Source organism: Streptomyces violaceusniger Tu 4113, from assembly GCF_000147815.2.
In the GTDB taxonomy this organism is placed as follows: domain Bacteria; phylum Actinomycetota; class Actinomycetes; order Streptomycetales; family Streptomycetaceae; genus Streptomyces; species Streptomyces violaceusniger_A.
The window spans coordinates 1,028,742-1,051,634 of the sequence record NC_015957.1 but is presented as its reverse complement, the minus strand read 5'-3'; the positions used below and the strand labels follow the sequence as shown (position 1 = coordinate 1,051,634).

Genomic DNA, 22,893 nt, shown 5'->3' with positions numbered 1-22,893 from the left:
GCCGCGTTGTGCGGTACCGGTTCACCGGCGACCATCTCGCCCCCTCCTCCGTGCGCCGCCCGATCCGTCAGCCGACGGACCCGGCGCTCTTCTTCAGCTCCATGACGAGCTGCGGGGTGAGCGCGGCCCCGGCCCGGTTGGCGAAGAGGGTCATCTCGTACGCGATGTTCCCGAGCTTCGCCTCCTTCGTGGTCACCACACCGAGCACGGCACCGCAGCCGATGGACGACACCAGCACATGGCCGCCCTCCAGATCGATGATGACCTTGTTGAGGTCGCCGAGGCCGTAGTTGCCGGAGGCACCGGCGGCGAGGCTGGTGACACCGGAGACGATCGCGGCGAGCCGCTCGGAGTCGGACTGTTCGCGCAGTTGGGAGACGGCGATCAGCAGACCGTCGGAGGACACCGCGATGGCGTCGACGACACCGGCGGTCTCGGTGGCGAACCGGTCGAGCAGCCAGGTGAAGTCGGCCGCGGCGGCTCGCAGATCGGTGGTCTCCCGCTCAGCGGAACCGCTCTTATCTGTCGGCGTGGTCACTTCCCGACTCCTTCCGGGGGCGCTGATGTGTCGATGGTGTGGCTTCGGCCTGGGAGCCGGTGGCGCTGTCCTGCTCCGCCCTGCGTACGGCGGCCTCGAACTCGTCGAGTTCGGAACGGACCGCGTCGGCGTCGGCGGGCCGGCGCACGGCCGGGATCGCCCGGTCGGCCGGTGGCGTGGTCTTGTCGAGGGTCGCGCCCCGGACGCGGCGGCGCAGCGGGCGGGATGCGGGGGCGGAGGCGGACGCGGCCGGAGTGGCGTGCGGCTCGTCCGCGGCAGACCGCTCGTTCCCGGTGGACGGCTCGTTCCCGGTGGTCGGCTCGTTCGCGACGTTCGGCTTGGTCGCTGCCTTCGTTGTTTCCTGCGCGGTGCGAGCCGACTCCGCGTTCGTACGGGACGCCGCCGGGACGCGCCGTGGCAGACCGGACTCCGTCGCGGGCGCCGCCGGGCGCCGCTCGGGCGCAGGCGTGGCGGCGGGAGACGTGGCGGCCGGAAGCGTGGCGGTGGGCCCGGGTTCGGGCTCCCGCCCGGCCCCCGCCGACCCCGACCCCGACCCTGACCCTGACCCAGGTGCCGTAACCGACCCTGACCCCGACCCCGTAGCCAACTCCGCCCCCCGCGCCACCAGCAGCGCCGACGGGACCCAGACACTGCCCGTGACCCCGCCGCCCGGCGTACGGCTCAGGGTGACCCGGATGCCCCAGCGGCGGGCCAGGCTGCCGACCACGAAGAGGCCGAGCACCTTGGTCGGTACGAGGTCGAGTCGCTCGCGGCGCACCAGGCGGGCGTTCTCCTCGTCGAGGCGTTCCCCGGCCAGGCCGAGGCCGTGGTCGATGACCTCGATCAGCGCCCCGCCGTCCGCGCTGACGTCGGTGCCGGGCCGGACGACGACCTCGACGGAGGTGTCGGAGGGGGAGAACGCGACCGCGTTCTCCAGCAGTTCGGCGAGCATCAGCGTGAGGTCGCCGCTGATGTCGGGTGCGACGGTGACCTCGGTCTCGGACCGCAGGGACACCCGCTGGTACCCCTCGATCTGGCCGAGCGCCGCCCGGATGACATCGGCCAGGGTGGTCGGCCGGGCGTCGAGTTCGGTCTCCCGGATTCCGGCGAGCAGCATCAGGCTGTCGGCGTTGCGCTGGAGGCGTACGGCGATGTGGTCGATGCGGTAGAGCCGCTCCAGGATGTCGGGGGCGGTCTCCTGGCGTTCGACGGCGTCGATCAGGCTGAGCTGGCGGGTGGTGAGGTTGCTGACCCGGCGGCCGACGTTGCCGAACATCTCGCCGACGTTGCGGCGGCTGAGCACCTGCCGCTCCAGCAGCGCCGCGGCGGCGACCTGCACCTGGTTGAACGCCTCGGCCAGATCGCCGATCTCGTCGCGCACCGGGACGGGGATCGGGCGGGGCCGCAGCGGGGTGCTGTCGGTCGCGTCGTCGTCCTCGTCCTCGACCTTGGCGAGTTCCTCACCCGCCACCTCGACCACCTGGTGGGCGGCGCCGGTGAGCGCCGCGAGGGGGCGTACGACGGAGCGCCGGACCAGGAAGGAGAAGGCCAGCCAGGCGGCGAAGCCGAGGAGGGCGAGGGCGAGCAGCGCCAGCGCCTTGTGCAGGGCGTCCCGGGAGAGGCCGTCGGCGCGGTGGGCGATCTGGCCGGTCAGCGAGCGGGCGATCTCGAGGCGGGCCTCTGCCTGCCGCGAGATCGCGGCCATCTCCGTGCGCAGCTGCCGCGGCGACTGGTCCTGCAAGGAGCCGGGGTCGATCTGGAGCTCCGCGAACCGGTCGTCGATGCCGTTCGCCTCGGAGTTCCGCTCGATGCCGTCGAGGCGCAGGACCTGGTCGGGGTCGGCGATTCTGGCGAAACGTTCCGACTGCTCCTCGTAGACCCGGTGGGCGCCGACCGCGCGGGTGTACTCGGTGAGGCCGTTGGCGTCCCGGGTCTGGGCGGAGAACACCCCGCCCTCGAAGGCCGCGTGGGCCGCGTCGGCGCGCAGCACGGCGTCGACCAGGTCGATGACGGAGGACGAGGAGCTCTCGGAGAAGTGGTCGAGTCCGATGCCGTCGATGAGATAGCCGACGGCGGCGGCGTACGCGGGGTCGATACCGGCGGCGGGCACCGAACCCCGTTCGACCTTGTCCCGCAGCACGCTCAGGCGCTGGATGTAGTCGAGGGCCCGCGCCTCGTCCTTCGGCAGGTCCGATCCGAACGCGGACCGCACGGCGGCGGCCTGCTCATCGGTGGCCCGCTGCGCCCGGCGGTAGTCGACGGTCGAGGGCAGGGTGGCCCCGGAGCGGACCGGCTCCTGCTCGACGGCCAGCAGGAGCGCCTCCCGGTGCTCGGCCTGTACGCCATTCATCAGCCGGGCGACCTGGCCGCTGTCGCGCACCCGCTCGGCGATCCGGTCGGCGTCGCGGGCCTGCTGCACCTGGCCGTTCACGCCGACGCCGAGGAGCACGCCGACGACCGCCAGGGGCACGATCACCAGGACGTTGAGCTTCCGCCGGAACGGCCAGCGGTCCAGGAGCGCACCGGGCGCTTCGGTCCTGCGACGGGGCCGAGGACGCTGTGGCGCGTGCCCGGACGGCTCCTGTTCGAGTGGCGGGTCCGCCGTGTCCACAGACACCCAGGTCCTCCTTCGATGTGCCCCTGAGCGGTGACCGAGGTGTTGTTGCCGCCATGGCCGACACCGGGGAGCGGGACGTCGGCGACGGCTTTCCGGCCGGAATGCGACGGCGGGATTGCGCCACATGCCTGACCGGGCGTGAACACTACCGCCTGCACGGACACGCGCAAGGCATGCCCTCTCAAGGACTGCGTAAATTCCACGGATTGCTGGGTTTAGGTCATCTCCGCATCGCCCCCCACCCCGCCAAACGCCCCGCCGGAGTCCGGAAGGTGTCCGCGCGGTGCCCCTGGGGTGGCGGCCGAGGGCGCCGCGTGACCTGGCTTGTTCACGACTGTGCTCGATGGTGGCCGCAGGTGCCGAAGGGGGCTGCCCCGCGCGGCGCCGCCACCCGTAACCTGTCTCCTCCCAGCCCCCGGCCGACCCCCGGCCCGTACTCTCCGTACCCTCCGTGCCCTGCGAGGAGACCCGTGCACCCCACCCGCAAGGCGGCCCTGACGGCCATCGCGCTGCTGGCCGTGGCCACCGCCGGCTGCGAGCCCGGCGCCGCCTCCACCTCGTCCCACCGGAGCTCCGCCGAGCCCGGCTGCCCGACCGCCCTCACCAGAGCCGAACAAGCCGTCAAGAAGGCGGAGGCCGCCGACGCCCCCTGGAAGGGCCCCACCACCGGGCCCGAGGCGGCCGGTCACGGCAAGAGCATCGTCTTCATCGCCCATGACCTCTCCAACCCCGGGCCCGCCGGGGTCGCCCAGGGCATCCAGGAAGCCGCCGGCCTCCTGCGGTGGAGCGCCCGCACCCTCAACGGCCAGGGCACGCCGGCCGGTTACCGGGCCGCCTTCAAGAAGGCTCTGGCCCTGAAGCCGGACGGCATCGCCATCGCCGGTTTCGACACCGGCAGCGTCGCCGACGAGGTCAAGCAGGCCAAGGCGGCGGGCATTCCGGTGCTCGGCTGGCACGCCGCCCCGACCCCCGGCCCCGACGGGGACCCCGCGCTGTTCAGCAACGTGACCACCCGGGTCGAGGACGTGGCGAAGATCAGCGCCGACTGGATCATCGCCCGCTCGGGCGGCCGCGCGGGGGTGGTGCTCTTCACCGACGCCACGGTCCCCTTCGCCAAGCGCAAGTCGGACCTGATCAAGAAGGAGCTGGCCACCTGCTCCGACGTCAAGCTGCTGAGCTACCAGAACATGCCGATACCCGAGGTCAACAAGCGCGCCATCGGGGAGGTCCGCTCCCTGCTCTCCCGCTACGGGGACAAGTGGACCTACTCGGCCGCCATCAACGACCTGTACTTCCGGCACACCGCCGCCGCCCTGCGCGCCGCGGGCAAGGACGGGGCGGGCGCACCGTTCAACATCGGCGCGGGGGACGGCGATCCGTCGGCCTTCCAGCGTGTCAACGGGGAGCGGTTCCAGGCCGCCACGGTGCCCGAGCCCCTCACCGAACAGGGCTGGCAGATCGTCGACGAGTTCAACCGCGCCTTCGCGGACAAGCCCGCCAGCGGATACGTCCCCGCGGTGCACATCAGCACCGCCGCCAACAGCGGCGGGGCGCTGTCCTGGGACTCCGAGGGCTATCGGCAGGCGTACCGCAAGATCTGGGGCAAGTAAGGCGGCGCGGCCGGGCGGGAAACGCGACGGCAGGGCCTCCGGCGGCTCGGTGCGCGGTGGCCCGCGGTGCGGGTGCGCGGCGCCGAGCCGCTCGGGAGGCCCTGCCGTCAGGTGGACCTGATCCTGGTGGACCTGATCCTGGTGAACCTAGTCCTGGTGGACCTCGTTGCTGCCCGGGCCACCGGAGAGGGTGTCAGTGCCCTGGCCGCCCCACAGCACGTCGTTGCCGCTGTTGCCGTAGATCGTGTCGTTGCCGTCCTCGCCATACAGCGTGTCGTCGTCCTGGTCGCCGTAGATGACGTCGGCGCCCTTGCCGCCGCGCACGATGTCCTTGCCGGTGCCCCCGTGCAGGACGTTGTCCCCGGAGCCGCCGGTGATGGTGTCGTTGCCGGCGTCGCCGTAGCATTCCTGCACGCAGTTGGTGATGGTGTCGTTGCCGTCGCCGCCGTAGGCACCGAAGCCCATGACACCGCCGCCGCCGTCGATCTTGTCGTCGCCGGCGTCGCCGTGGAACGTCGGCGCCGCGTTGCCCTTGAGGACATCGTTGCCGGCGCCACCGTGAATTCCGGCGTAGGCATTGCTATCGGCATCGAGCTTGATGGTGTCGTCGCCGTCACCGAGGTCGACGTCGTAGCTATCCGAGTCGTCGGAGTTCTGCGGGATTTCCACCGCGCACTGGGCGACGGAGTGGTCGCTCGCGGTCGGGTAGGTGCACTCGTCCCAGTTCGCCGCTTCCGCATCGATGGTGATGTCACCGTTGTCGCGGAAGGTCAGGACGTAATAGTCCTCGAATTCCCCACGGCTGACGATCTGCTCGGAGACCGACAGGTTGTTCTTCTGTCCCGCGGCGGCCTTGTACCAGAGCTCACCGTCTTCGTGGACGAGGGAGCCCGAGGTCGTCGCGGCCGCCTGGGCGGCAGGCGCCGCGAGAGCGGCTCCCCCCAGGGCGAGAGCGAGGGTGGCCGTAGCGGCCATGGTCCGGTACATGCGCATAAGGGTGTGGCCCTTCGTGCAATCAGTGCCGATCAAACCGGCGGAGAAAGCGCCGATGCGGTCACCGGGCGCCGGTGATCGGCGATTTGGTGTTTCCGATCGCCCTGGTAGACCGAGATTGACGGCAAGCGGTTGCACCGGGAATCCCCTAGTTTCCCGCAGCCGCAGGTCATCCCCTTTTTCAGACGTAGTTGCGCTATCAAAAGTTCCATCGCGGCAACCACTTATTTTGAACTGCTTAACTCTTTGTTCACCGAGTGGCCGTTGAGGCGGCCGAGGGCGGACCGGTGAGGTGGACCCGGGCGCACTTACGGAAGGCCGCCACGAGGCGGCTGTTGTCGTCGGCGCGGGTGGCCAGCACCACATGACTCGGCTCGACCCCGCGCAGCGGGACCGTGACGAGATCGGGGCGGAGGCCCTGGCCATAGGCGCCGGGTGCGATGGTCACGGCCTGCCCGGAGGCGATGAGTTCGAGCTTGTCCTCCACGCCCTCGGCGAGGGGGCCGTCGGGTGCGCGGCTGCCGTCGGGGCGGGGGTCGATCCGCCAGAAGGCGTTCCAGACCGGGTCGGCCCCCCGGATCAGGGGTTCGTCGGCGATGTCGGCGACGGTGACCGACTCCTTCCCGGCCAAGGGGTGGTCGACGGGCACCACCAGCACCCGGGGTTCGTCGTAGAGGACCGTCACCTGCAGATCACCGGTCGGGAACGGCAGCCGGGTCACCGCCGCGTCCACCCGGTGGTCGAGCAGGGCGGCCCGTGCGTCGTTCCAGGTCAGGTGCAGGGTGCGGACATCGGCGTCCGGGTTCCGGTGGCGCAGCTCGCGCACCGCCGGGGTGACGATGACGTTCATGATGTAGCCGATGGTGATCCGGCTCGGCTCGGCGGCGGCCCGCGTGTGGGCCGCCGCCTGGGCGGCGGATCGCAGCAGCGCCTTGGCGCGGGGCAGGAAGACCTCTCCGGCCTCGGTGAGCTTGCTGCCCTGCGGGGTGCGGTCGATCAGCCTGGCCCCTAGCTGTCGTTCGAGCTGGCGGATCTGCCGACTCAGGGACGGCTGGGTGATGTGAAGGGCCTCGGCGGCGCGGCGGAAGTGCCGGTACTCGGCGACGACGGTGAAATACCGCACCAGCCGAAGATCGAGATCCACCGGAGGCGGCGTGTCTGCCATGCCCTCACGCTAGCCGCGCCGATCCGTCGGCCGCTACTGGGCAATCCCCTTGAGCTGTGGTGATGCCTGACTCGTATCTCCACATGCGGAACAGGCCTTGGACGCGGATCCAGGGCCTTTCCTAGCGTGGCGTAGGCAGTTCGTCGCAGTTCCCCCTTTTTTTTGCAGCAGCGAGGAGAGACGCATGTCCGCACCCGTAGCCCTGATCACAGGTGGCACCAGCGGAATCGGAAAGGCCACCGCCGAATTGCTCCATCGTCGCGGATATCAGGTGATCGTCACCGGGCAGAACCCCGACACCATTGCCGCGGCCGAGAAGGAATTCCCCGAAGGCGTGGTGGTGGTGCGCGCCGACGCCCGCTCACTGGCCGAGACCGACCGCGTCGTCGAGGAAATCCGTGAGCGCTTCGGGGGACTCGATGCCGTATTTCTCAATGCCGCCATCATCCGCAGGCTACCGATCGAAGCCGATGTATTCGACGAGGCCGCCTACGACGACCTTTTCAGCGTCAATGTCAAAGGCCAGTTCTTCACCCTCCAAAAGGCTCTCCCCCTACTCCATGACGGAGGTTCCATCATCTTCAATGTAGGGATCGGCGCCACCAGGGGAATTCCCGGCGGGGCCGCCGTCAGCGCCGCCACCAAGGGAGCCGTGCTTTCCATGGTGCCGTCCCTCGCCCTCGAACTGGCTCCCCGGCGTATTCGGGTCAACGCCGTCAGCCCCGGCCCGATCGACACCGGAATCTGGGCCAAACAAGGGATGCCGGCCGAAGTGCTGGAAGAGGTCGCCAGGGCCACGGTCTCCCAGGTCCCGCTCGGGAGGTTCGGGACGAGCGAAGAGGTCGCCGAACTCGTGGCGTTCCTGGCCTCGGACGCGGCCGGCTTCGTCACCGGGGAGAACATCGTCGTGGGTGGGGGTGTCGGGATCAGGTCGTAGGGACGCGCCGTACAGGCCCGGTTGCCCAGGGGCGAGCAGGTCGTTCACAACCGAGCGGGTCGTTCACTGCCGAGCAGGTCGCTCAAGGCCGGGCAGTTCAGAAGCGGTACGGCGTCGCGTACTCCGGCAGCAGGATGCGGGAGCCGGGGCCGGCCTCGCGGATCCGGGCGAGGAAACCGTCCAGGTCGATCGTGGGGTCGCGGTGCGCGCCCTCGTCCAGGGGGAGTTCGAAGTTGTCCCAGTGCACGGGGACCACGGTGGCGGGGTGACCGAGCGCCTTCAGCAGGCGGGGGACGTAGCGGTGGGTGGCGGAGGTGCTGGAGGTGGCGATCATGGCCACGTCGGGGCGCAGACCGGCGGCGTCCCGTTCGCTGAAGTCGCTCGCTCCCATGAGGAAGGCCGAGAGCCCGTCGGGCAGCGTCACGTGGAAGGCCAGGGTGTCGCCTTCCGGGAGGTCGGAGATGGTCTGGGGGCGGGGCGGGGGGCCGGTGAGGGTGCCGGGGGCGAAGTAGCTGTAGGAGTCGTTACGGCTGTGGCGGCTGGAGACCGCCTCGACCACCAGGCCGTCGAAGTCCAGCACCTCACCGCCCCTCACCACGGCGATCCGGGCCTTGTCGACACCGAGGGCCCGGAGCAGGTGGTACGTGGTCTCGGTGCCGACGATCCGCGCGTCCGGGGCGGCCGCGGCGATGTACGGGACGTCGTTGAGGTGGTCCCAGTGGCTGTGGCTGACCAGGATCAGCTCGGGGCGGCCTATATGGCGGTCGATCGTCGCGCCGTCCGTGGTCAGCGGCGTCTTCGGATTGAAGCTCTTCTTGAAGAGTCCGGTTTCGAAGCGGCTCAGATAGGGGTCGAAGAGGATCGTCCGGCCGCCGCCAGTGTCGATGCGCCAGCCGCTCGTACCGAGCCATTGGAAGGTCGCGTCCGAGGTCTTCGCGTTCGCGGTCCCCGCGTTCGAAGTCTTCGCGTCGGAGGGCCTGGGGTCACGCTGCGCCGCCTGCGCGGCCGTGGGGAGGACGGCGGGTACGGCCGCGCCGGCCGCCGCTCCCCGGATCAGCAGACGGCGGTTGAAGCGCGATGCTCTGTTGGCGGTCATGGGCACAGCAGAGCAGTTCTCCGGACCCACAGTCCAAGATCGGCGCGGCACTCCAGCCATATCCGGTTCCGTATCAGGCCAGGTCAGCGGCGTCTGAGCGCGTCCACCGCCAGCCGCGCCGCCCGCCCGATCGCCGCGTCCACCGCCGTACGTGCCGCCGCGGCCGAGGCCGTACCGGCGAACACCGCGACCGCGTACCGGCCGCCGTCCGGGTAGCGGACGACGCCCGCCTCGATGTGCAGGCTCGGCAGCGTGCCCGTCTTCGCCGCGACCAGGACGTCATCGGGGAAGCCGCAGGCCAGCCGCTGACGGAAGACCTGACGGGACATCAACTCCCGCACCAGCGCGCACGCCGCCGGGGAACCGGCCCGGTCCCGCCAGATCAGGCCCAGCAGGGTGGTGATGTCGCGGGGTGTGCTCGAGGTGGTGTGCCGGGGGTCCAGGACGCGGAAGCGGCGCAGCCGCTCGAAGGTCAGCGTCGGATAGACGGCGGCGAACTCCGCCTCGTCCCTCGCGCCCGCGTCCTCGAACATCGACTCCAGCAGCTCCCGGGGGCCGCCGACGATCCGCGTGCGGTCCAGGCCCAGTTCGGCCGCCAGCAGCCGCACGGTGTCGAGGCCGATCCGGCGCATCAGCGCGTCCGCGGCGGAGTTGTCGCTCACGGACAGGGCGAAGTACGCCAGGTCGCGCAGGGACATCTCGACATCGTCGGCGCAGCCCGCGGTGCCCCAGCCACCGAGGCGGTCGGGGGCGGTGATGACCACCCGTTCGCGGGGGTCGAGCTGTCCGGCGTCGGCCTGCCGGGCGAACTCCAGCACCAGCAGGATCTTGAACACGGACGCGATGACGACCTGGTCGTCCACGCCGAGGCCGAGCTCACGCCCGGGCGCGTCGATGTCCACCGCGTGCAGCCGGGCTTCGGCATCCGCCTCCGCGAACACCTCCGCGATCCGCTTCTCGATCATCGCCGTGTCGACCAGCGCCGGGGCCCCTGATTCCCCCTTGTCCAACGCTCCCCCTCGTCCCTCCGGCGTCTCGTCCCGTCGCATAGGGTCGGCCGGTGGATCTCATACGCCACCTGCGCCTGTTCATTGTCGTCGCGGAGGAGCTGCACTTCAGCCGCGCCGCCGATCTCCTCGGCATGGCACAGCCGCCGCTGAGCCAGTCCATCCGGCGGCTGGAGCGGGAGTTGGGGCTGGAGCTGTTCGACCGCTCGGCCCGCCAGGTGCGGCTCACCGCCGCCGGTGCGCTGCTGCTGGAGGAGGCGCGCGAACTGCTCGCCCGCGAGGAGCGGTTGCGTACGGTCATGGCGCGGGTCCGCGACGGGGAGCTGGGCACGCTGCGGGCGGGCGTACCGCCGCAGACGCCCGCCCGCACGCTGCACGCCCTGCTGTCGGCGTGCGCGGAGGAGTTCCCGGGACTGCGGATCGACCTCCAGGAGGTGGACACGGCCGAGCAGGTGCGGCTGCTCGCCGCCGCCCGGCTCGACGTGGGTCTGGTGCACCATCCGGTGGCGGACGCCGACGATCTCGTACTGGGGCCGTCCGCCGGGGCCGAGTTGGGGGTCGTCCTGCCCCGGTCCTCCCCGCTGGCCCGCCTTTCCGAGGTGACGCTGGCGGACCTTACCGGCCATGAGCTGTTTCTCTTTCCCCGGGCCGCGGCGCCGGGGTGGTACGACCGCATTCTCGATATCTGCCGGGAGGGCGGTTTCACCCCGCCCGCGGTCCGTCATGCCCGTAATCCGGAATTCCTGCTGGGGCTGGTGGCGTCGGGACGCGGGGTGGCGTTCGACGACGGGCAGGTGGCGGGCAAGGAGCCGCGGGCCGCCTGGCGCCCGCTGGCCGGCCGGCCCCTGATGCTGTGGATGTCCGCCGTATGGCCTGCGCATTCGGCCCATCCGGCGGCGCCTCCGTTCGCCCGGATCGCCGCGGAGGTCATCGCGCGGGAGGGCCCGCCCAAGCGGCTGCTCACGCCTCCGGAGGAGACCAGTCGGCCCCGGCCGTGGTCGGTGGTCTTCGAGCCCGGCGCCGGTCCGGCGACACCGTGAGAAACCCGCCGTAGGAAAGCGCCGCGGAAAGCAAGCCAAGAAACTGATCCTGATTCCACTTCACATTTCCTGGAGAACATCGCGGGAACCCATGGAGTTTTACCAGATCCGCCTGTCAAGATCTTCCCTCATACCTTCCCCGTTCACTCAGGAATATCAGGGATTCTCGTGCGGAAAATGAATACGGCCGCCACCGTGGCCGTCGCGGTGCTGGCTCTGGCGTTGACCGGCTGCGGCAAGGACGACGACAAGGGCGCCCAGTCGTCCGGCACTTCCGACAAGGCCGCGGCCGTCCAGAAGGGCGACGGCTCGGAGCGCGGCACCGCGTCCGCCACCCCCACCGGTGCGAGCCCCAGCCCGAGCCGTACGAAGCCCGCCGGGAAGAGCCCCGGCGCGAGCCCGAGCAGCCCCCGGGCCACCCGCACCGCCGACAGCGTCACCCCGGCGCCCCGCCGCACGGCCCCGAAGACGCAGGCCCCGGCACCCACCCGCGCGGGCGCCCCGGCGAGCGTGCAGGGCACGTGGTACTCCCAGGTGCGCGATCCGAACGGCAAGCCGCTCGTCATGACCGTGACCGGCGGTTCCTTGACCGTGGGGTACCAGGGCAAGTCCTGCCCCGGGACCATCAGCGCGAGCATGGCCGTCTCCATGACCTGCCAGGGCGAGACCATCTCCGGCGGCACCGCGGTGGTCAGCGGCGACGGCCAGAGCCTCACCATCAACTGGCCGCAGGGCAACCCCGACCGGTACGTCCGCCCCTAAGGCCAACCGGGCAGGGGAGCCTGTCTCCCGCCCGCCTCAACTCCCCCGTCGCCCGCCTCAACTCCCCCACCCCGCGCCTCCGTACGCCGCCGCTGCTCCTCGATCCGGTGCAGCACCGAGTCCAGATGCGTCTCGGAGGCCGCTCGGGCCGCCTCCGGGTCGCGGGCCTCGATCGCCCGCAGGATGGCCTGGTGCTCCTCGATCGTGGCGCGCCGACGTGCGGCGGACAGCGAGGTCTCGCGCCGCCCCGGCTCACCGATCTCGTAGACCCGGTCCAGCAGCCGCAGCAGCAGGGGGTTGCGGGTGTACTGGGCGATGGCGCGGTGGAAGGTGCGGTCCAGGTCGGTGAACTCCCGCCGCGTGGGCTCCCGTCGCATCGCGTCCAGCAGGGCGTGGAGCTGGACGATGTCGGCGGGGGTGGCACGCCGGGCGGCGCGCGCGGTCACCGAGGGCTCGATACACGCGCGCACCTCCATGACCTGCAACAGCTCCGCCGTGGCGTCGAGCCCCGAGGCGAGGATGTCGCCGCGCGGGGTGGCTCCCGGGTCGAGTACGACGGTGCCGGAGCCGGGGCGTCGGGCGACCAGTCCGCGGGAGGCGAGGGCGCGCAGCGCCTCGCGGACCGAGCCCCGGGAGACGCCGAGGCTCTCCGCGAGCTCCCGCTCCGGAGGGACGCGGGAACCGGGCGGCAGCTCTCCGCTCAGGATCAGCCGCTCCAGGCCGACGGCCAGGGCGTCCGGCCTCGACAGGGTGGAGTGCCGCAGTTGCCGCCAGTCCATCTCCTGGCTTTCCTCCGCCTTCTTCAGCTTTCCCGAGCTTCCCGTACTTCGCGCGCTTTCCGAACTTCCCGGGCTTCTCCATCGTCCCGGGCCTTTCCGGACCCTTCCTGGCTTTCCCGAGCTTTCCTGTGACCTTTTCCGGTCCGGCCGGTGGTCCAGAGTCTCATATCCGGCGGACCTCTCCCCCGGCCTCCTCCCGGCCGCCGAGGCGACGGGATTTAACCAGGTGGTGACAGGCGGGCAACCGAAGTCGCTTGGCCCGCCCGCTACCGTCCACTGAAGCAATGTGGTCCTACCAATGGACCAATCACCTGTCCCTGCGCCATCCTGACCGCACCGCAGCGCGCGCTCTCCGTCCCCAGCAGTGAGGCATCCCGCCATGCGCCCAAGAACGAGCGGACCCAGCGACCGGCCCCCACCCACCCGCCACCGACCGCGTGCCGCGGCCCTGGCCGCCCGGGTGCTGTGCGTGCTGGTCGTCGCCGCCACCGCCGGCTGCGCCTCCCTGGTCTCCCCCACGGCCGAGGTGGGCGCCGACCGGATGACCGACCCCCGGCCGGTCCGCAACGGCGGAACGCTGGCCATCGCCCTCAAATCGGACCCGGACAAGCTGGACCCCTCCCTGGCCAGCACCGCCGTGGGCCGCACGGTGTTCGCCGCGATGTGCGAGAAGCTCTACGACGTCGACGCCCAGGACCGGTTCGTGCCGCAGCTCGCCGCCGCCCCGCCCACCACCAGCGACGGGGGCCGCACCGTCACCATCAAACTGCGGCGCGGCGTCCGGTTCGCCGACGGCACCCGGATGGACGCGAAGGCGGTCAAGACCTCCCTCGACCGGCACCGCACACTGCCCGGATCCGTCCGCGCGAGCGAGCTGAAGCCCGTCACCTCCGTCAGGGCGGTCGGCGACGACACCGTACGGCTGCGCCTGAAGAAGCCGTACGTCCCGCTGCTCGCGCTGCTCGCCGACCGCGCGGGCATGGTGATGTCGCCGGCGGCGCTGAAGCGCTACGGCGACGGCTTCGCGAGCCACCCCACCTGCGTCGGCCCGTTCCGCTACGCCGAGCGGGTGGTGGGCGACCGCATCGTGCTGGACAAGGACCCGAACTACTACGACGCCGACTCCGTCCATCTGCGGCGGGTGATCTACCGCACCATCACCGACGGCAACGTCCGGCTGGCGAATCTGCAGTCCGGTGACATCCAGGTCGGCGACCAGATGGACCCGGTCCAGGTGGGCAGGGCGCTCACCGAACCCGGGCTGCAGCTCTTCAACTCCCCCTCGCTGGGCTACTACGGACTGACCCTCAACATCGGGAACACCAAGGGCGCCGGGGCGCCGCCGGGCCGGATCGACACCCCTATCGCGCGGGATGTGCGGGTGCGCGAGGCGTTCGACCTCTCCCTGGACCGCGCCCTCATCAACACCATCGTCTTCCAGGACCGCTACCGCCCCACCTGCGGCCCGCTCCCCTCCGGCACCCCGTACGGCACCGGGGCCCGCTGCCCGGCCCGCGACCTGGCCAAGGCCAGACGGCTGCTCAAGGCCGCCAAGGTGGCCACCCCGGTCCGGGTGCGGCTGCAGATCAGCACCACCCCGGAGGACAACCGGCTGGGCCAGGTCGTCCAGGCCATGGCCAAGGAGGCGGGCTTCGCGGTGAGTCTGGCGCCGACCGAGTTCGCCACCGGCCTGGAGCACTCCCGCGCGGGCGACTTCCAGGCGGCGACGACCAACTGGTCCGGACGGCTCGACCCGGCGGGCAACATCGACGTGTTCGCCGGTACCGGCGGCGCCCAGAACTACGGCGGCCTCTCCGACCCCGCCATCGACCGGCTGATCGCCGAGGGCGGCGCCACCGCGGGCAAGGCCGCCCGCCACAGGATCTACGCCCGGCTTGTCGAGCGCGTCCGCGCCCAGCACACCGTGCTCTATCTGATCCAGCCCACCATCTACGTGTCCGTGACGAAGAAGGTCGCCGGGGTGAAGGTCTTCGGCGACGGGCTGATCCGCGTGAAGGACGCCGGATACGCGAAGGGAGGGAACTGATGTCCTATCCGATCCGCCGTCTCGGCGAATCGCTGATCACCCTCTTCCTGGTCAGCGTCGTGGTCTTCGCCGGCGTACGGGCGCTGCCCGGCGACACCGCCACCGCGCTGGCCGGGGAGGAGCCCACGCCTGAGGCGATCGCCCAGATCCGCGCGAGCTACGGGCTGGACGACAACATCGTGGTGCAGTACGTGCGCTATGTGCGGCACGCCGCCACCGGCGACCTCGGAGTCTCCTCCCGCACCGGACTGCCGGTCCTGGACTCGGTCCTGGAGGCGCTGCCCGTCACCCTCGAACTGTCCGCCCTGGCCCTGCTGCTCGCGGTCGTCGTCGGCGTGGGCGCCGGGGTGGTGGCGGCGGTCCGGCGCGGCCGGCCCGAGGAATGGCTGGTCAACGCGGTGGCGCTGCTGGGGCTTTCGGTGCCCGCCTTCTGGCTCGGCATCGTGCTCGTCCTCGCGTTCGCCATCGCCCTCCCGGTCTTCGCCGCCTCCGGTTTCGTGCCGTTCGGCGTGGACCCGATGGAGAACCTGCGCCATATGGTGCTTCCGGTGATCGTCCTCGGCTCCGGTCTGGCGGCGGTCGTGATGCGGCAGACCCGCGCGGCCATGCTGGGCTCGCTGTCCGCCGACTACGTCCGCACGGCGCGCGCCAAGGGGCTCTCCAGCCGTCAGGTGATCATGGGGCACGCCCTGCGCAACAGCCTGGTCACCGTGGTGACCGTGCTCGGGCTGCAGCTCGGGCACCTCATCTCCGGCGGGGTCGTCACCGAGCAGATCTTCGTCCTGCCGGGCTTCGGCAAGCTCACCATCGACGCGGTCTTCTCCCGCGACTACGCGATGGTGCAGGGCGTGGTGCTGTTCACCTCGGCCGCCTACATCCTCGTCAACCTCCTGGTCGACCTGGCCTATTCGGTGATCGACCCCCGTATCCGGCTCGGAGGTGCCCAGTGAATATCCGGCCCGTAGGTACCGAGTCGAGCATCCGCGTCGGAGGTGCCCAGTGAGCGCCGCTGCTACTGCCCTTCCCGCCGCCGAGGAGCGGGAGCGGGCCCCGCTCGCGCCGCTGTCCCGGCTCCGGCTGCTGACCCGCAACAAGCTGGCCCTCACCGGGGCCGTGGCCGCCGCGATCCTGGTGCTGATCGCGGTGTTCGCACCGCTCATCGCGCCGTACGACCCGGCCCGGCCCGACTTCTCGGCCGCCCTCCACCAGCCGGGCTGGGCCCACTGGCTGGGCACCGACGACCTGGGCCGCGATCAGCTCTCCCGGGTCGTGTACGGGGTGCGGGCCTCGCTGCAGATCGGTCTGCTCGCCGTGGCGCTGGCCTTCGCGGCCGGGGTGCCGCTCGGGCTGATCGCGGGCTATTACGGGCGGTTCGCCGACTCGGTGGTCTCGCGGCTCACCGACACCCTGCTCGCCTTTCCCTTCCTGGTGCTGGCGGTGGGTCTGGCCACCATCCTCGGACCGTCGCTGCTGAACGCCACGATCGCGGTCGGCGTCTCCCAGATCCCGGCCGTCATCCGGATCACCCGGGCGGAGACGCTACGGCTCAAGCACCTCGACTATGTGGCTGCGGCCGTGGCCAATGGCGGCGGGGACGGCACCGTGCTCTTCCGCCACATCCTCCCCGGCGCCCTGTCCGCGCTGACCGTCCAGGCCACCGTGGGCATCCCCTCCGCGATCATCGGCGAGGCGCTGCTGAGCTTCCTCGGCCTCGGCATCCAGCCGCCGTCCGCCTCGCTCGGGGTGATGCTCTCCAGCGCCCAGGCGTACATCGCCGCCGCGCCCTGGATGGCGGTCTTCCCGGGGCTCGCGATCATCGCCGCGACGCTCGCGTTCAATCTGCTCGGGGACGGGCTGCGCGACATCCTCGACCCCCAGGGAGACAGCCGATGACCACGTCGGGAGAGAACCGATGACCACCTCCGCGACCCCGGCCCTGAGCGTGCGGGACCTGTCCGTGGTCTTCCGCACCCCGACCCGCGTGGTCCACGCGGTGGACGGGCTGTCGTACGACATCGCCGCCGGTGAAGTGCTGGCCGTGGTGGGCGAGTCCGGCTGCGGCAAATCCGTCACCTCCACCGCCGTGATGGGGCTGCTGCCGCCCACCGCGCACGTCGGCGGCTCCGTCCGGCTGGGCGGACGGGAGCTGGTGGGGGCGGACGAGAAGGAGCTGCGGGACGTCCGCGGCCGGGAGATCGCGATGATCTTCCAGGAGCCGATGACCTCGCTGAACCCCGTCCTCACCATCGGCCGCCAGGTCGGCGAGGTCCTCCGGCGCCATCAGGGGCTCGACCGCCGCGCGGCGCGCGAACGGGCCGTGGACCTGCTCGACCTCGTCGGCATTCCCGCCCCCGCCCAGCGGGCCCGCGACTATCCGCACCAGCTCAGCGGCGGTATGCGGCAGCGGGTGATGATCGCCATCGCGATCGCTTGCGACCCCGCCGTGCTCATCGCCGACGAGCCCACCACCGCGCTGGACGTCACCGTGCAGGCGGGCATCCTGGAGGTGCTGCAGTCCCTGCGGGAGCGGCTCGGCACCGCCATCGTGCTGATCACCCACGATCTGGGCGTGGTCGCCGACATCGCCGACCGGGTGCTGGTGATGTACGCGGGGCGGGGCGTCGAACAGGCCCCGGTGGACGAGCTGTTCACCGCGCCCCGCCATCCGTACACCCGCGGGCTGCTCGGCGCCGTGCCGGTCCCCGGACGGCGGCGGGCGGCGGGCGGACGGGGGCGGCTCCAGGAAATCCCCGGGCTGGTGCCGAGCCTCACCGAACAGCCCGACCGCTGCACCTTCCAGCCCCGCTGCTCCTCTGCCGATGAACGGTGCGGGGCGCAGCGGCCCGCGCTGCGGGCGCTGCGCGAGCGGCACGAGCGGCACGAGCGGCACGAGCGGCACGAGCGGCACGAGGCGGCGTGCTGGTATCCGGTGCCGGTCGATGCCGGGCATCCGGACCATCCCGACCGCCCGGAGCAGACCGAAGGCACCGAGCAGACCGAACGCACCGGGCATCCGCACCATCCCGACCGCCCCGACCCCGATCAGGAGGCCGCCTCATGACCGCCGCCGTCGCGTCCGTGGAGGCGTCGCGGGATGACGCCGTACTCGACATCAGCGGCCTCGTCCGCCACTTCACCGGTCCGGCCGGCACCGTCAAGGCGGTCGACGGGGTCAGCCTCAGCATCGGCCGGGGCGAGATCGTCGGCCTGGTCGGGGAGTCCGGCAGCGGCAAGTCCACGGTGGGGCGGTGCGCCGTACGGCTGGACCGGCCGACCGCGGGCAGCGTGACGATCAACGGCCGCGAGGTGACCCGGCTGTCGAGGCGGGCGCTGCGTCCGCTGCGCAAGGACTTCCACCTGGTCTTCCAGGACCCGTCCTCCTCGCTCGACCCCCGGATGACCGTGGGCGCCATCGTCGCCCAGCCGCTGCGGCTGCACCGCCTGGCGTCCGGCGACGCGCTGCGCGACCGGGTCGCCGCGCTGCTGGCCCAGGTGGGGCTGCGGCCGGAACTGGCGCGGCGGCGGCCCCATGAGCTCTCCGGCGGGCAGCGGCAGCGGGTCTCGATCGCCCGCGCGCTGTCGGTCGATCCACAGCTACTGGTGGCCGACGAGCCGACGTCGGCGCTGGACGTCTCCGTCCAGGCGTCCGTGCTCAATCTGCTGGCGGATCTGCAGCGGGAGCGGCGCTTCGGCTGCCTGTTCATCACCCATGACCTGGCCGCGGTCGAGTACCTCGCCGACCGGATCGCCGTGATGTATCTGGGGCAGTTGGTGGAACAGGCCCCGGCCGCCGAGCTGTTCGCCGACCCCAAGCATCCGTACACCCAGGCGCTGCTGTCCGCGGCCCCGGTGCCGGACCCGGCCGCGCAGCGGTCGCGCGCCCGCATCGTGCTCAGCGGGGAGCTGCCCAGCCCGCTGGATCCGCCTCCGGGCTGCCGCTTCCACACCCGTTGTCCGCTCGCCGTCGACCGCTGCCGCACCGAGCCGCCCGCGCTGCGCGGGCTTGCGGGCGGCGGCGGCCGGCAGGTCTCCTGCCATCTGGTGGCGGACGACGGAACGGCGCCGGACGCCTCGGCCCCCTGAGATCCGCCCGCACACCCGCCCCCGTACGAGATCAGGAGCCCGCCGCATGTTCACCACCCGGCCCACCCTGCAGGGCACCCATGGCATGGTGTCCTCCACTCACTGGCTCGCCTCGCAGTCCGCCATGGCCGTCCTGGAGGACGGCGGCAACGCCTTCGACGCGGCCGTGGCCGCCGGGTTCGTCCTGCATGTGGTCGAGCCGCATCTGAACGGGCCCGCCGGTGAGGTGCCGATCATCCTCGCCCCGGCGGGCGGCGAACCCACCGTGCTGTGCGGCCAGGGCCCGGCCCCCGCCGGTGCCACCATCGACCACTACACCGCGCTCGGCCTCGACCTCGTCCCGGGCACCGGCCCGCTCGCGGCGGCGGTGCCCGGTGCGTTCGACGCCTGGTTGGTGCTGCTGCGCGACCACGGGACGAAGCGGCTCGCCGAGGTGCTGCGGTACGCGATCGGCTACGCCGAGCACGGCCATCCCGCCGTCGAGCGGATCGGCGAGACGGTCGAGGCGGTACGGGAGCTGTTCGAGACCGAGTGGACGACCTCGGCCGAGCTGTACCTGCCGGACGGGGAATCCCCCGCCGCCGGACGGCTGCTCACCAACCCCGCGCTCGCCGCCACCTGGCGGCGGCTGATCGCCGAGGCGGAGGGGGCAGGGCCGGGGCGCGAGACACAGATCGAGGCGGCCCGCCGGATCTGGCGCGAGGGCTTCATCGCGCGGGAGCTGGCGGACGCGGCGGCCCGGCCGGCGATGGACTCGTCCGGGCAGCGCCACGCCGGGACGCTCACCGGGGACGATCTGGCCGCCTTCGAGGCCACGTACGAGGCGCCGGTCAGCCACTCCTGGAACGGCTGGACCGTGTGCAAGGCCGGGCCCTGGAGCCAGGGGCCGGTGCTACTGCAGCAACTCGCCCTGCTACCGGACGGACTGACCGCGGACGACCTGGGCACGCCCGACTTCCTGCACACCCTGATCGAGGGCGGCAAGCTGGCCATGGCCGACCGCGAGGCGTGGTACGGGGACGCCGCCGACGTGCCGCTGGCGGAGCTGCTCTCCCGTCCGTACAACGACGAGCGGCGGCGGCTGATCGGCGAGGGGGCCTCGTACGAGCTGCGCCCGGGGCACCCTGGGGGCCGCACGCCGCGGCTGAGCAAGCAGGCACTGGCCGCCGTGGCCCGCGCGGCCTCCGGGACGGCCGGACCGGTCGCCGGGCCGGGCGGCGGGGAGCCGACGGTCGGCGGACCGGACCGGGGGCCGGCCCTCGGCGGACCGGCGGTCGGGGGATCAGCGGCCGTCGGGGGTCGGCCGTTCGGGGATCGGCTGCGGGCGAACGGGCCGACGGCGAACCGGCCGTCGGGACGGACGGGGTGACGCGGGGCGACACCTGCCACCTCGACGTCGTGGACCGCTGGGGCAACATGGTCGCGGCCACGCCCAGCGGTGGCTGGCTGCAGTCCAACCCCGTCATCCCCGCGCTGGGCTTCCCGCTCGGCACCCGGCTCCAGATGACCTGGCTGGACCACGGACTGCCCAGCTCCCTCACCCCCGGCCGCCGCCCCCGCACCACGCTCACCCCCTCGCTCGCACTGCGCGGCGACACCCCCGTCATGGCCTTCGGCACCCCGGGCGGCGATCAGCAGGACCAGTGGAGCACGCACTTCTTCCTCGGGGTCGCACTGCGGGCGCCGGTGCGCTCCGGGCTGGATCTGCAAGGCGCCATCGACGCCCCCAACTGGCACCAGGAATCCTTCCCCGGCTCCTTCCACCCGCGGGCGATGACGGCGGGACGGGTGGTCGTGGAGTCGCGGGTCGGCGAGGCCGCCGTAGCCGAGCTGCGCCGCCGCGGCCACGATGTGGTGGTCGGCGAGCCCTGGTCGGAGGGACGGCTGTGCGCGGTCGCCCGCGACCCCGAGACGGGGGTGCTGCTGGCCGCCGCGAATCCGCGGGGCGCGCAGGGGTACGCGGTGGGGCGGTGACCGCGGTGGGGCGGCGTGCGCGCCAGGTGGTGTCCGACGGATCGTGACGCCTGCGGCGGGCCGCACCCCTCCCCGCCCCTTCATCGCGGTGTAGGCGGTCCGGCGCTCCTCGATGCGGCGCCGCCGGTCCTCCGTACGCGCGCCCCCTCCCGTTGACGTACCGTCATGCGCTGCTGGAGGAGGGACGGGAAGAGGGCGCCGAGGATGCCGACGACGGCGGTGATCATGGCGGCTATGACGGTGGACACCGGCCGAGCCTGGCCGCGCCCCTTCCCTTGGCCGCCGCCGATTCCGAAGACCGGTCCGAGCCCTTTCGGGAACCCAGGCGATCGGAACTAATGTGCTTTTCATGCCCGCATCGCCCTCCGAAGTGCGCGCCGACCGCGCCGACCGCGCCGACAACGTTCTCGCCCTCGCCCGGCTGGCCTCCAGGCGCGGGGCGGTACGGGAGATGCTCGGCTGGCTGACCCGGCGCACCGGGGGCCCGGCCATGCTGGTCGGGGACACGGGCCGGGTGCTGGCCGGGCCGGGCGGGGAGCACGACCCGGCGGTGGCGCGGCCGGTCGCCGACGCCGCCGCCGACGCGGCCGTCGAGCTGCACCGGCGCGGGGCGCCGTCCGCCGTGCTGGGCGGGGGCGAGGGGCCTCCGGTGCATCTGATCGCGCTCGACACCGACCCGCGCACGTATCTGGCCGTCATCGGGCCGGACGATCCGCACTGCGGAATGCTGCTCGCCGACGCCGCCCGCACCCTCGCCCTGTGCTGGCGGCTGGAGCAGGCCGAACGGGCGCGGCGGCGGATCGAATCGGCCGAGGAGCACAGCCGGGAGGCGGTGCTGCATCTGCTGATGGTGGGCAGCGTGCCCGCCGCGCAGCGGATCGCCGGGGCGCTGCGGCCGGCGCTGCCCGCGGTGGTCCAGATGTATGTGATCGAGTGTCCGCAGCCCCGGCGGCGCGAGATCGCCCGGCGGATCGACCGCGAGGCAGGCGGCGCGGCGTGGATCGTGCCGTGCCCGGTACGCCCGAACCACGTCCTGGCGCTCGTACCGCCGGAGACGACGCCCCCGGCCGCCGGGACGGACCGCGCCACGGCGAGCGACGACCCTCACCCCCCACTCCCCGCATCACTGGACCTGCTGATCGTCCGGCTGGTGCCGGAGTGCCGGGTCGGGGTGAGCGCGGCGGTCGCGCTGCGGGACACGCCGACCGCCTATGAGCAGGCCATCCACGCACTGGCGGTGGCCCGTAACGCGCCCGAGCGCCGCGCCGGATTCGGCGGCGACGTGGACGTGACCGTACTGGCGGGCCCGGAGGGGTATCTGTGGGCGAGCGAACTCCTGGCGCCCTGCCTGCGCTACGCCCCGGCCCGCCGCGCCGACCCCGGCCCGCAGGAACTGCTGGGCACACTCGGGTCGTGGCTCAGCTTCGGTGGAGCGGCCAGCCGCCATCTGAAGATCCACCGCAATACGCTCGCCGCGCGGCTGCGCCATCTCGATGAGCTGCTGGGCGTGGAGGTCAGCCGCAGCCTGGCCGCGCAGTCGGCCGCCTGGCTCGCCCTGCGGCTGCACACCGCGCCCCAGGCCGCGGCGGCCCGCGCCCAGGCCCCGCCGGGACCCACCGCCACGCTGGACACGGTGCTGGGCACACCCGCCGCCGGGACCTGGGCCCGGGCCCAGTTGCGCCCCCTGGAAGCGGCCAGGCCCACGGCCGGTGTGGAGACCGTACGCACCTGGCTGCGCGCCGACGCCCGACTCCCCGCGGCAGCCGTCGCCCTCGGCATCTCGCCACCGGGCGCGCGCAAGCGCCTGACCAGGGCGGAGGACGTGCTGGGCCGCTCCCTCCTGACCGCGCCGAGCGCGAAGTACGAACTGTGGCTGGCCATGCGGGCACTGGGCTCACTCTGAGACCGGCCCGCACCCCGGGCCGTTCGCGTCAGCGCACTAGCCGTTCGCCCCCGTTCTCACCGTTCACCAGAGCACTCACCGTTCGAACGGGAACCACCCGCCGCCCTCACTGTGCACATCGTTCCTCGCCGCCGCTGCCACGCCCGCCTAATGTCCTGAACTGGCCCAGCCCGCCGGGCCTCACGATCCGGGGCGGCCGCCGCGCGACGACGGGGGTGTTGCGCGCGGCCCGCCCCTGCCCCCGCCCGGCGCCGGCCCACCCATGCGAGTGAATGATCCGGCAATAAAAGCATGCGCTTCTACAAGTGACTGCTTATACTGGCCTGTGACGTGGTCAATCAA

18 protein-coding genes and 1 pseudogene are annotated in these 22,893 nt (G+C 72.3%); 11 read left to right on the top strand and 8 right to left on the bottom strand.

All coding sequences use genetic code 11. The features are described 5' to 3' along the window. Window positions 1-67 precede the first annotated feature (67 nt). Together STRVI_RS04800 and STRVI_RS04795 are read right to left on the bottom strand one after the other, a co-directional pair. Window positions 68-538 (bottom strand): roadblock/LC7 domain-containing protein, encoded by a 471-nt coding sequence (locus STRVI_RS04800; protein ID WP_014054482.1) that lies wholly within the window; start codon window positions 536-538, stop codon window positions 68-70. Continuing rightward, entirely contained in the window at window positions 519-3,155 is a 2,637-nt protein-coding gene (locus STRVI_RS04795; protein WP_014054481.1) for a sensor histidine kinase, read from the bottom strand. Before STRVI_RS04795 ends, STRVI_RS04800 begins: the two co-directional genes overlap by 20 nt. Window positions 3,156-3,625: 470 nt before the next feature. Between STRVI_RS04795 and STRVI_RS04790 the strand changes: the two genes are divergently transcribed. After that, window positions 3,626-4,765, top strand: a complete 1,140-nt coding sequence (locus tag STRVI_RS04790) for a substrate-binding domain-containing protein (protein ID WP_014054480.1) — start codon at window positions 3,626-3,628, stop codon at window positions 4,763-4,765. 147 nt (window positions 4,766-4,912) lie between these two features. Here STRVI_RS04790 and STRVI_RS04785 read toward each other — a convergent pair whose 3' ends face one another. Both STRVI_RS04785 and STRVI_RS04780 read right to left on the bottom strand, forming a co-directional pair. Continuing rightward, window positions 4,913-5,758: a calcium-binding protein gene (locus tag STRVI_RS04785; protein WP_014054479.1), complete on the bottom strand. Its 846-nt coding sequence runs from the start codon at window positions 5,756-5,758 to the stop codon at window positions 4,913-4,915. A 250-nt stretch (window positions 5,759-6,008) separates the two neighbouring features. Next, window positions 6,009-6,923, bottom strand: a complete 915-nt coding sequence (locus STRVI_RS04780; RefSeq protein WP_014054478.1) for a LysR family transcriptional regulator — start codon at window positions 6,921-6,923, stop codon at window positions 6,009-6,011. 184 nt (window positions 6,924-7,107) lie between these two features. On the opposite strand from STRVI_RS04780, the gene STRVI_RS04775 reads away from it, so the two are divergent. Next, entirely contained in the window at window positions 7,108-7,860 is a 753-nt protein-coding gene (locus STRVI_RS04775) for an SDR family oxidoreductase (RefSeq protein ID WP_014054477.1), read from the top strand. A 97-nt stretch (window positions 7,861-7,957) separates the two neighbouring features. On the opposite strand, the gene STRVI_RS04770 is transcribed toward STRVI_RS04775, so the two are convergent. Then, window positions 7,958-8,956 carry an MBL fold metallo-hydrolase gene (locus tag STRVI_RS04770; RefSeq protein ID WP_014054476.1) on the bottom strand — a complete coding sequence of 333 codons (999 nt, stop codon included), beginning with the start codon at window positions 8,954-8,956 and terminating at the stop codon, window positions 7,958-7,960. Between the two features lie 83 nt (window positions 8,957-9,039). Then, on the bottom strand, window positions 9,040-9,921 hold the full coding sequence (locus tag STRVI_RS04765; protein WP_043237905.1) for a serine hydrolase: 882 nt from the start codon (window positions 9,919-9,921) through the stop codon (window positions 9,040-9,042). A 95-nt stretch (window positions 9,922-10,016) separates the two neighbouring features. Between STRVI_RS04765 and STRVI_RS04760 the strand changes: the two genes are divergently transcribed. Together STRVI_RS04760 and STRVI_RS04755 are read left to right on the top strand one after the other, a co-directional pair. Further along, a complete protein-coding gene (locus tag STRVI_RS04760; protein WP_014054474.1) occupies window positions 10,017-11,003 on the top strand; it encodes a LysR family transcriptional regulator in 987 nt (328 codons plus the stop codon). Between the two features lie 177 nt (window positions 11,004-11,180). Further along, complete coding sequence (locus STRVI_RS04755; protein WP_014054473.1) at window positions 11,181-11,765, top strand: hypothetical protein; 585 nt, start codon at window positions 11,181-11,183, stop codon at window positions 11,763-11,765. Here STRVI_RS04755 and STRVI_RS04750 read toward each other — a convergent pair. Further along, window positions 11,762-12,544 (bottom strand): FadR/GntR family transcriptional regulator, encoded by a 783-nt coding sequence (locus STRVI_RS04750; protein ID WP_014054472.1) that lies wholly within the window; start codon window positions 12,542-12,544, stop codon window positions 11,762-11,764. The two genes, STRVI_RS04755 and STRVI_RS04750, sit on opposite strands and share 4 nt — an antisense overlap. A 379-nt stretch (window positions 12,545-12,923) precedes the next feature. Here STRVI_RS04750 and STRVI_RS04745 point away from each other — a divergent pair, with 379 nt between their 5' ends. From STRVI_RS04745 to STRVI_RS04720, 6 genes and pseudogenes are all read left to right on the top strand, one after another. Next, window positions 12,924-14,591 carry an ABC transporter substrate-binding protein gene (locus tag STRVI_RS04745; RefSeq protein ID WP_014054471.1) on the top strand — a complete coding sequence of 556 codons (1,668 nt, stop codon included), beginning with the start codon at window positions 12,924-12,926 and terminating at the stop codon, window positions 14,589-14,591. Continuing rightward, the gene (locus STRVI_RS04740; protein ID WP_014054470.1) at window positions 14,591-15,541 is read left to right on the top strand and encodes an ABC transporter permease; all 951 of its coding nucleotides are present in this window, start codon (window positions 14,591-14,593) and stop codon (window positions 15,539-15,541) included. The genes STRVI_RS04745 and STRVI_RS04740 overlap by 1 nt, the downstream gene beginning before the upstream one ends. A 127-nt stretch (window positions 15,542-15,668) precedes the next feature. Continuing rightward, a complete protein-coding gene (locus STRVI_RS04735) occupies window positions 15,669-16,484 on the top strand; it encodes an ABC transporter permease (protein ID WP_425288530.1) in 816 nt (271 codons plus the stop codon). A gap of 19 nt (window positions 16,485-16,503) precedes the next feature. Continuing rightward, the gene (locus STRVI_RS04730; protein ID WP_014054468.1) at window positions 16,504-17,652 is read left to right on the top strand and encodes an ABC transporter ATP-binding protein; all 1,149 of its coding nucleotides are present in this window, start codon (window positions 16,504-16,506) and stop codon (window positions 17,650-17,652) included. Next, window positions 17,649-18,674, top strand: coding sequence for an ABC transporter ATP-binding protein (locus STRVI_RS04725; protein ID WP_014054467.1), 1,026 nt, complete (start codon window positions 17,649-17,651; stop codon window positions 18,672-18,674). Before STRVI_RS04730 ends, STRVI_RS04725 begins: the two co-directional genes overlap by 4 nt. A 46-nt stretch (window positions 18,675-18,720) precedes the next feature. Continuing rightward, window positions 18,721-20,648: pseudogene (locus STRVI_RS04720) on the top strand (gamma-glutamyltransferase family protein). Between the two features lie 80 nt (window positions 20,649-20,728). Here STRVI_RS04720 and STRVI_RS52485 read toward each other — a convergent pair. Next, a complete protein-coding gene (locus STRVI_RS52485) occupies window positions 20,729-20,896 on the bottom strand; it encodes a hypothetical protein (protein WP_167543179.1) in 168 nt (55 codons plus the stop codon). Window positions 20,897-20,997: 101 nt separating this feature from the next. Here STRVI_RS52485 and STRVI_RS04715 point away from each other — a divergent pair, with 101 nt between their 5' ends. After that, window positions 20,998-22,551 carry a PucR family transcriptional regulator gene (locus tag STRVI_RS04715; RefSeq protein WP_014054466.1) on the top strand — a complete coding sequence of 518 codons (1,554 nt, stop codon included), beginning with the start codon at window positions 20,998-21,000 and terminating at the stop codon, window positions 22,549-22,551. The last annotated feature ends 342 nt before the right edge of the window (window positions 22,552-22,893 follow it).

Bases quoted from the DNA above. Each gene is read 5' to 3' on its own strand.
- STRVI_RS04725 (WP_014054467.1), top strand. From the start codon at position 17,649: ATGACCGCCGCCGTCGCGTCCGTGGAGGCGTCGCGGGATGACGCCGTA.
- STRVI_RS04745 (WP_014054471.1), top strand. From the start codon at position 12,924: ATGCGCCCAAGAACGAGCGGACCCAGCGACCGGCCCCCACCCACCCGC.
- STRVI_RS04770 (WP_014054476.1), bottom strand. From the start codon at position 8,956: ATGACCGCCAACAGAGCATCGCGCTTCAACCGCCGTCTGCTGATCCGG.
- STRVI_RS04730 (WP_014054468.1), top strand. From the start codon at position 16,504: ATGACCACCTCCGCGACCCCGGCCCTGAGCGTGCGGGACCTGTCCGTG.
- STRVI_RS04785 (WP_014054479.1), bottom strand. From the start codon at position 5,758: ATGCGCATGTACCGGACCATGGCCGCTACGGCCACCCTCGCTCTCGCC.
- STRVI_RS04715 (WP_014054466.1), top strand. From the start codon at position 20,998: ATGCCCGCATCGCCCTCCGAAGTGCGCGCCGACCGCGCCGACCGCGCC.
- STRVI_RS04765 (WP_043237905.1), bottom strand. From the start codon at position 9,921: ATGATCGAGAAGCGGATCGCGGAGGTGTTCGCGGAGGCGGATGCCGAA.
- STRVI_RS04740 (WP_014054470.1), top strand. From the start codon at position 14,591: ATGTCCTATCCGATCCGCCGTCTCGGCGAATCGCTGATCACCCTCTTC.
- STRVI_RS04750 (WP_014054472.1), bottom strand. From the start codon at position 12,544: ATGGACTGGCGGCAACTGCGGCACTCCACCCTGTCGAGGCCGGACGCC.
- STRVI_RS04780 (WP_014054478.1), bottom strand. From the start codon at position 6,923: ATGGCAGACACGCCGCCTCCGGTGGATCTCGATCTTCGGCTGGTGCGG.
- STRVI_RS04775 (WP_014054477.1), top strand. From the start codon at position 7,108: ATGTCCGCACCCGTAGCCCTGATCACAGGTGGCACCAGCGGAATCGGA.
- STRVI_RS04755 (WP_014054473.1), top strand. From the start codon at position 11,181: ATGAATACGGCCGCCACCGTGGCCGTCGCGGTGCTGGCTCTGGCGTTG.